Source organism: Streptomyces sp. B5E4 (assembly GCF_039871555.1).
GTDB lineage: Bacteria > Actinomycetota > Actinomycetes > Streptomycetales > Streptomycetaceae > Streptomyces.
Genome location: NZ_JBDPMI010000051.1, coordinates 24694 through 30693, shown reverse-complemented (window position 1 = coordinate 30693; position 6000 = coordinate 24694). Strand labels below are relative to the sequence as shown.

Genomic DNA, 6000 nt, shown 5'->3' with positions numbered 1-6000 from the left:
CCGTGAGGGAGCCGGGGCCGCCGCCCGTACACGATCAGGCGCTCACCGCGTCTCGGTGACCTTCGCCAGCGAGCGCGGGGCGTCCGGGTCCTGGCCGCGGGCGATGGTGACCTCGTACGCGAGCAGTTGCAGCGGCAGGATCTCCAGGATCGGCTGCACCTCCTCCGCCACCCCCGCCGTGGGCAGGGCGAAGCCTCCCGCGGCGGCGTCGACCTGCGCCTGCGGACCGATGACGACCAGGTCCGCGCCGCGGTCCCGCAGCCGGTCCAGCACCGGCTGCAGCGCCTCGCCGCCGCGGCCGTCGGTGACGATGGCGATGACCGGCGAGACGTTGTCGACCATGGCCAGCGGGCCGTGCAGCAGGTCGGCGCCGGAGTAGGAGAGCGCCGGGATGTACGACGTCTCCATCAGCTTCAGCGCCGCCTCCTTGGCCGTCGGATAGCCGTAGCCGCGCGAGGTGAGGACCATCCGCTCGGCGAAGCGGTAGCGCTGCGCCAGGGCCTTCACCTCGTCCTGCCGGGCGAGGATCTGCTCGGCCAGCTCCGGCAGCACCGCGGCGGCCTCGCCCTGCCCGCCGCGCATGCCCTCGACGAAGAGGTAGAGCGCCAGCAGCGAGGCGGTGTACGTCTTGGTCGCCGGCAGCGCCTTCTCCGGGCCCGCCTGGACGTCGATGTGGTACTCGCTGACGCCGGCCAGCGGCGAGTCCGGGTTGTTGGTCACGGCCAGCGTGAGGGCGCCGGCGTCGCGGGCGGCCCGGGTGGAGGCGACGAGGTCGGGCGAGCCGCCGGACTGGCTGACGGTGATCACCAGCACGTCGGTGAGGTCCGGCTTGGCCTCGTACGCCGTGGTGGTGGACATCGACGTCAGCCCGCACGGCAGCCCGAGCTGGACCTCCAGCAGGTACTTGGCGTACAGCGCGGCGTTGTCCGACGTGCCGCGCGCGGTCAGCAGGACGAAGCGCGGCGAGCGGGCCGCGATCGCCTCGGCGACCCTGCGGATCTCCGGGGCGCCGTGCGCCAGGACGCGGCGCAGGGCCTCGGGCTGTTCGGCCATCTCGCCGGCCATGATCCGGCCCGGCTGGGCGGCAGTCATGCGGGGTGCCTCCGTAGTGCGGTGTCAGGTGGTACAGGCGATGGCGGTCAGGCCCCGGCGCCCTTGCCGGTGATGACCTCCGCGGCGGCGCGTCCGCAGACGCGGGCGGCACCGTGTGTCGCGATGTGCGGCGCCCCGCGCGGCGGCGCCTGCGGCACACCCATCTCCACCACGACGGTGTCGGGACGGGCGGCGAGCAGGGCGTCGAGCGCGTCCGCCATCCAGGGGTGGCGGTGGGCGTCGCGCACCACTGCGACGATCCTACGATCACCCGCCGCCGCGAGCACATTTGCGGTCAGCGCCGACAAACCCTCCCGGCTCGCCGCGTCCCCGCTCCCGCCGCCGTCGGCGCCCAGCGCCGAGCCGTCGAAGACCGCGGACTCCGTGCCGGGCAGTGCCCGCTCCAGCTCCGCGCCGACGCCCCACGGGGTCTCCTGCCCCACCGCGATGCTGGCCACCGGCGTGAACCCCGCGACGTACACCGGGCCGGCCGGCGGCTCGTAGCCCGCGGCCCCCGTGACGCGCAGCGCCCGGCGCGCCGCGGCCTGGCCGACGCCGGGGTCCGGCGCGATCCCCTCCACCGCGCCGGACGCCGCCGACGCCGACCAGGCGGCCAGCGCCCGTACCCGGGCAGCGGCATCGGCGAGCCGCTCCTCGGGCAGGTCGCCGCTGCGCACCGCGGCCACCAGGGCGTCGCGGGTGCGCAGCACGATCTCCTCGTCGCCGCGGGCGCCGATGCACATCGCGTCGGCGCCGGCCGCGACGGCCCGTACCGCACCGCCTTCGATGCCGTACGTCGCGGCGATGGCCTGCATCTCCAGCGCGTCCGTGATGATCAGGCCGGTGAAGCCGAGCCCGCCGTCGGCGACGGGGGCGCGCAGCAGGCCGGTGAGCACCGCGGGGCTGAGGGTGGCGGGCACGTCGGTGCGCAGCGCGGGCAGCAGGATGTGCGCGCTCATCACGGCCTTGACGCCGGCGGCGATCGCGGCCCGGAAGGGCACCAGTTCGCGCTCGCTCAGCACGTCGACGGGGACGTCGATGCGCGGCATGGCGTGGTGCGAGTCGACGTTGGTGTCGCCGTGGCCCGGGAAATGCTTGGCACAGGCGCTGACGCCCGCGTCCTGCAGACCCTCGATGTACGCGGCGGTGTGCCGGGCGACGAGCGCCGGTTCCGCGCCGAAGGAGCGCGCGCCGATGACCGGGTTGTCGGGGTTGGAGTTGACGTCGGCGGACGGCGCCCAGTCGAGGTTGACGCCGGCCTCGGCGAGCCGGCGGCCCAGCTCGCGGGCGACGGCCCGGGTCAGCCCGGGGTCGTCGACGGCGCCGAGGGCGAGGTTGCCGGGGAACGAGGAGCCGGTGCGCACCTCGAGCCGGGTGACGTCGCCGCCCTCCTCGTCCATCGCCACCAGCACGTCGGGCCGGGCGGCGCGCAGCCGGGCGGTGAGCCGGGCGACCTGCTCCGGGTTCTCGATGTTGCGGCCGAAGAGCCCGACACCGGTCAGGCCCTCGTCGAGGCGGCGCAGCACCCAGTCCGGGGGCGCGGTGCCCAGGAAGCTCGGCTGCAGTACGGCGAGGGCGTCCCGGGTCAGGGTGTCGGTGCTCCCTGCGAGTGTCGTCATGGCCGTCGTGCTGTCCCTTCCCGCGGCGGGTGGTTCCGCCGCAGCTTACGAGGTGGTACGTCAGCCCTTCACGGCGCCGGCGGTGAGACCGGCGGTGACCTTGCGCTGCAGGTACAGGAAGAGCACCAGGATGGGCAGGGCGAACAGCGACGCGGCGGCCATGGTGGCGCCCCAGTCGTCGCCGAACTGGGTCTGGAACTGCGACAGCCACAGCGGCAGGGTCTGCGCCTCGGCCTCCTTGTTGAGGACCAGCACCATCGGGAACTCGTTCCAGGCGGTGATGAAGCCGAAGAGCGAGGTGGCCATGAGCCCCGGCGCCAGCAGCGGGAAGATCACCTTGCGGAACGCCTGGACGCGGGTGGCGCCGTCGACCATGGCCGCCTCCTCCAGGTCCTTGGGCACCGCGGCCACGAAGTTGCGCAGGGTCAGGATGGTCAGCGGCAGCACCATCACGGTGTAGAAGAGCGTGAGCGGCACCAGGCTGTTCAGCATGTCCGCGTCGCGCACCAGCATGTACACCGAGATGACCATGACCTCCCAGGGCGCCATCTGCGCGAACATGAAGACCAGGATGAGGCTGGTACGCCCCCGGAAGCGCATCCGCGCGATGGCGAAGGACGCCAGCAGCGCGATGAGCAGCGAGAAGCCGACCGCCAGCAGGGTCACCGTGAGCGAGTTCTTCCAGAAGTTCCAGAAGTTGTCGGCGTCGAAGGCCGTGCGGTAGTGCTCGAAGGTCGGATCCAGGGGGAACCAGACCGGGTCCTCGCTGATGATGTCGCCGGTCGGCTTGAGGGACGTGGCGAACATCCAGTACACGGGGAAGAGGAAGATGACGAACAGCACCACGGCCGTCGCGTTGGGCCAGAAGCGGCCGAAGAGCGAGCGCCTCACGAGTCTTCCCTCTCCTGCTTCATGAGCAAGCGGATGTAGTACGACGTCAGCCCCATCAGGACCAGGATCGTGAGCACGGAGATGGCCGCCCCCATGCCGTAGTGCTGGTTGCCGACGCCCTCGACGAAGGCGTAGACGGGCAGCGTCTCGGTGAGCCGGTCGGGGCCGCCGCCGTTGATCGCGTAGACGTGCGGGAACGCCTTGAAGATCCAGATGATCTCCAGGAACGTCGTGGCGAGCAGGAACGGCTTGATGAAGGGGAAGGTCACCGAGGTGAACGTGCGCCAGGCGCCGGCGCCGTCGAGCCCCGCGGCCTCGTACAGCTCCTTGGCGATCGTGGTCGTGGCGGCGTAGAGGTTGATCGCCACGAACGGGACCGACGTCCAGACGAGCATCACCGTGATCACGAAGAAGGTGGAGAACTGGCTGCTGGTCCAGGAGTAGTCGGCCATCGAGTGCCAGCCGAGCTTGTCCAGGATCCAGTTGACGACCCCGTAGCGCTCCGCGAACAGCCACTGGTAGACGGTGGTGGCCGCGATGATGGGCATCGCCCAGGCGAGCACGAGCGCCATCAGCAGGGTGAGCCGCATCTTGCGGCCGAGCCGGGCGAGCAGCAGCCCGACCAGGGTGCCGAACAGCATGATGAGCGAGACGTTGACCGCGGTGAAGACGATCGTCCGGAGCGTGACGCGCCAGAAGTCCTCGCCGCCGAGGGCGTCGGCGTAGTTGTCGACGCCGTTCCATACGGTGAGGTGCTGGATCAGCTCCTTCATGCCGAGTTGCTGGAACGACAGGATGCCGTTCTTGATCAGCGGCCAGCCGAGCAGCACCGCGGTGAGCACCAGCGCGGGCAGCAGCAGCAGGTACGGAAGGGCGCCGGCGGAGCCCTGGGCCTTGCGGTGGCGTCCGGGCGGTGGGGGTTGTGTCGTACGGGCGCGGCCTTTGGCCTTCTCGGCCGGCCTCGGTATCTGCACAGTCATGATGCGGCGATCTCTTCGGGACGAGGTGGTTTCGGACCCGCGGGTGCGGGCGGGGCCGGGTCGTACCCGGCCCCGCCCGCCCGATGGCGCTTACTCCTGCGCGAGGCGCTCGTTCAGATCGCCCTCGACCGACTTGGCCGCATCCTCGTGGGAGTCACCGTTGAGGTAGGCGGTCATGTAGGACTTGATGGGGTTGGGAGTGTTCTCCACCGCGCCCCACTCCGGGATGAGCGGCGTGGTGCCGCCGACGGCGGCGGCGGGCGCCGCGGCCTCGGCCGCCTCGTTGCCCTGCAGCTTCGACTGCAGCGAGTCCTTGTTGGGGATCACGCCGTTGGCGGCCGCGAGGGCGCCCTCGTGCTTGTCGGAGAGCACGATCTTCAAGAACTCCTGGGCGAGTTCCTGCTTCTCGCTGCCCGCGGCGACGGCCAGGTTGGAGCCGCCGAGGAAGACGCTCTCGGGGGTGTCGGCGGTCTCACCGGGGATGGTGAAGTAGCCGATCTCCTTCTCGAAGTTCTTGTCCTTGCTCGCCTCGATCGCGATGCCGGACTCCCAGCCCATGCCGATGATCGCGCCGGTCTTGCCCTTGCCGAAGACCTCGCCCTGCTGCGGGGTGGCCTCGTCCTTGTCCTTGGGCGCCGTGGAGTAGTCGGCGTACTGCTTGTAGATCTCCATGGCCTGGCCGACCTTGGGGTCGGCGAGGTTGGAGACCCACTTGTCGCCGTCCTGCTTCACCAGCTCGGCGTCCTGGCCGATGAGCAGGCCGTCGAAGAAGTACCAGTTCTGGCCGGGCATGTAGATCGGCTCGGCGTCGGTGTTCTTCTCGATCTTGTCGAAGGCCGCGAAGAGGTCGTCACGGGTCTTGGGGATCTCCGTGATGCCGGCTTCCTCGAAGATCGACTTGTTGTACATCACCACGCGGTTGGCGAAGAACCACGGGACGGCGTACTGCTTGCCCTCGAAGATCGACGACTCGTTGAGGGACTCGGTCCACTCGGTGCCGATCTCCTCCTTCAGCGAGGTCAGGTCCGCCAGACCGCCGGTCGCCGCATAGGCGGGCGTCTGGGTGTTGCCGACCTCGACCACGTCGGGCGGGCTCTCCTCGGACAGCGCGGTGGTCAGCTTCTGCTGAATGCCGTTCCACTGCTGCACCTTGTATTCGAGCTTGGCGCCCGTCTTCTTCTCGAACTCGGCCTGGACGTCCTTCAGCCAGTCGTCCGGGGTCGAGCCGTCCATGGCCCAGAAGGTGAGCGTTTCGCCCTTGAACGACCCGGGGCCACCGCCCCCCTTGTCGTCCTCGCCACCATCGTCAGAACCGCAGGCGGCGAGGCTTGCCACCAGGCCAGCCGCCGCCAGCACCGCTACCGCCGTGCGCTTCACGTCACCCTCCTCAACATGCCGGCCCACGCCCCCCTGCCGTC

At 70.7% G+C, this 6000-nt stretch carries 5 protein-coding genes; all 5 read right to left on the bottom strand.

The genetic code is table 11. The annotated features are described in order from the left end of the window. Nucleotides 1-42 precede the first annotated feature (42 nt). The 5 genes from ABGA99_RS35410 to ABGA99_RS35390 all read right to left on the bottom strand — a co-directional run bounded on the left by ABGA99_RS35410 (nucleotide 43) and on the right by ABGA99_RS35390 (nucleotide 5959). Complete coding sequence (locus tag ABGA99_RS35410; protein ID WP_347576139.1) at nucleotides 43-1092, bottom strand: SIS domain-containing protein; 1050 nt, start codon at nucleotides 1090-1092, stop codon at nucleotides 43-45. A 47-nt stretch (nucleotides 1093-1139) separates the two neighbouring features. Next, nucleotides 1140-2711: a glycoside hydrolase family 3 N-terminal domain-containing protein gene (locus ABGA99_RS35405; protein ID WP_347584225.1), complete on the bottom strand. Its 1572-nt coding sequence runs from the start codon at nucleotides 2709-2711 to the stop codon at nucleotides 1140-1142. Nucleotides 2712-2771: 60 nt separating this feature from the next. Continuing rightward, nucleotides 2772-3602: a carbohydrate ABC transporter permease gene (locus ABGA99_RS35400; RefSeq protein WP_347576141.1), complete on the bottom strand. Its 831-nt coding sequence runs from the start codon at nucleotides 3600-3602 to the stop codon at nucleotides 2772-2774. Further along, nucleotides 3599-4582, bottom strand: coding sequence for a sugar ABC transporter permease (locus ABGA99_RS35395; protein ID WP_347576142.1), 984 nt, complete (start codon nucleotides 4580-4582; stop codon nucleotides 3599-3601). The genes ABGA99_RS35400 and ABGA99_RS35395 overlap by 4 nt, the downstream gene beginning before the upstream one ends. A gap of 90 nt (nucleotides 4583-4672) precedes the next feature. Next, the gene (locus ABGA99_RS35390) at nucleotides 4673-5959 is read right to left on the bottom strand and encodes an extracellular solute-binding protein (RefSeq protein ID WP_347576143.1); all 1287 of its coding nucleotides are present in this window, start codon (nucleotides 5957-5959) and stop codon (nucleotides 4673-4675) included. Nucleotides 5960-6000: the final 41 nt, after the last annotated feature.

Bases quoted from the DNA above. Each gene is read 5' to 3' on its own strand.
- ABGA99_RS35410 (WP_347576139.1), bottom strand. From the start codon at position 1,092: ATGACTGCCGCCCAGCCGGGCCGGATCATGGCCGGCGAGATGGCCGAA.
- ABGA99_RS35405 (WP_347584225.1), bottom strand. From the start codon at position 2,711: ATGACGACACTCGCAGGGAGCACCGACACCCTGACCCGGGACGCCCTC.
- ABGA99_RS35395 (WP_347576142.1), bottom strand. From the start codon at position 4,582: ATGACTGTGCAGATACCGAGGCCGGCCGAGAAGGCCAAAGGCCGCGCC.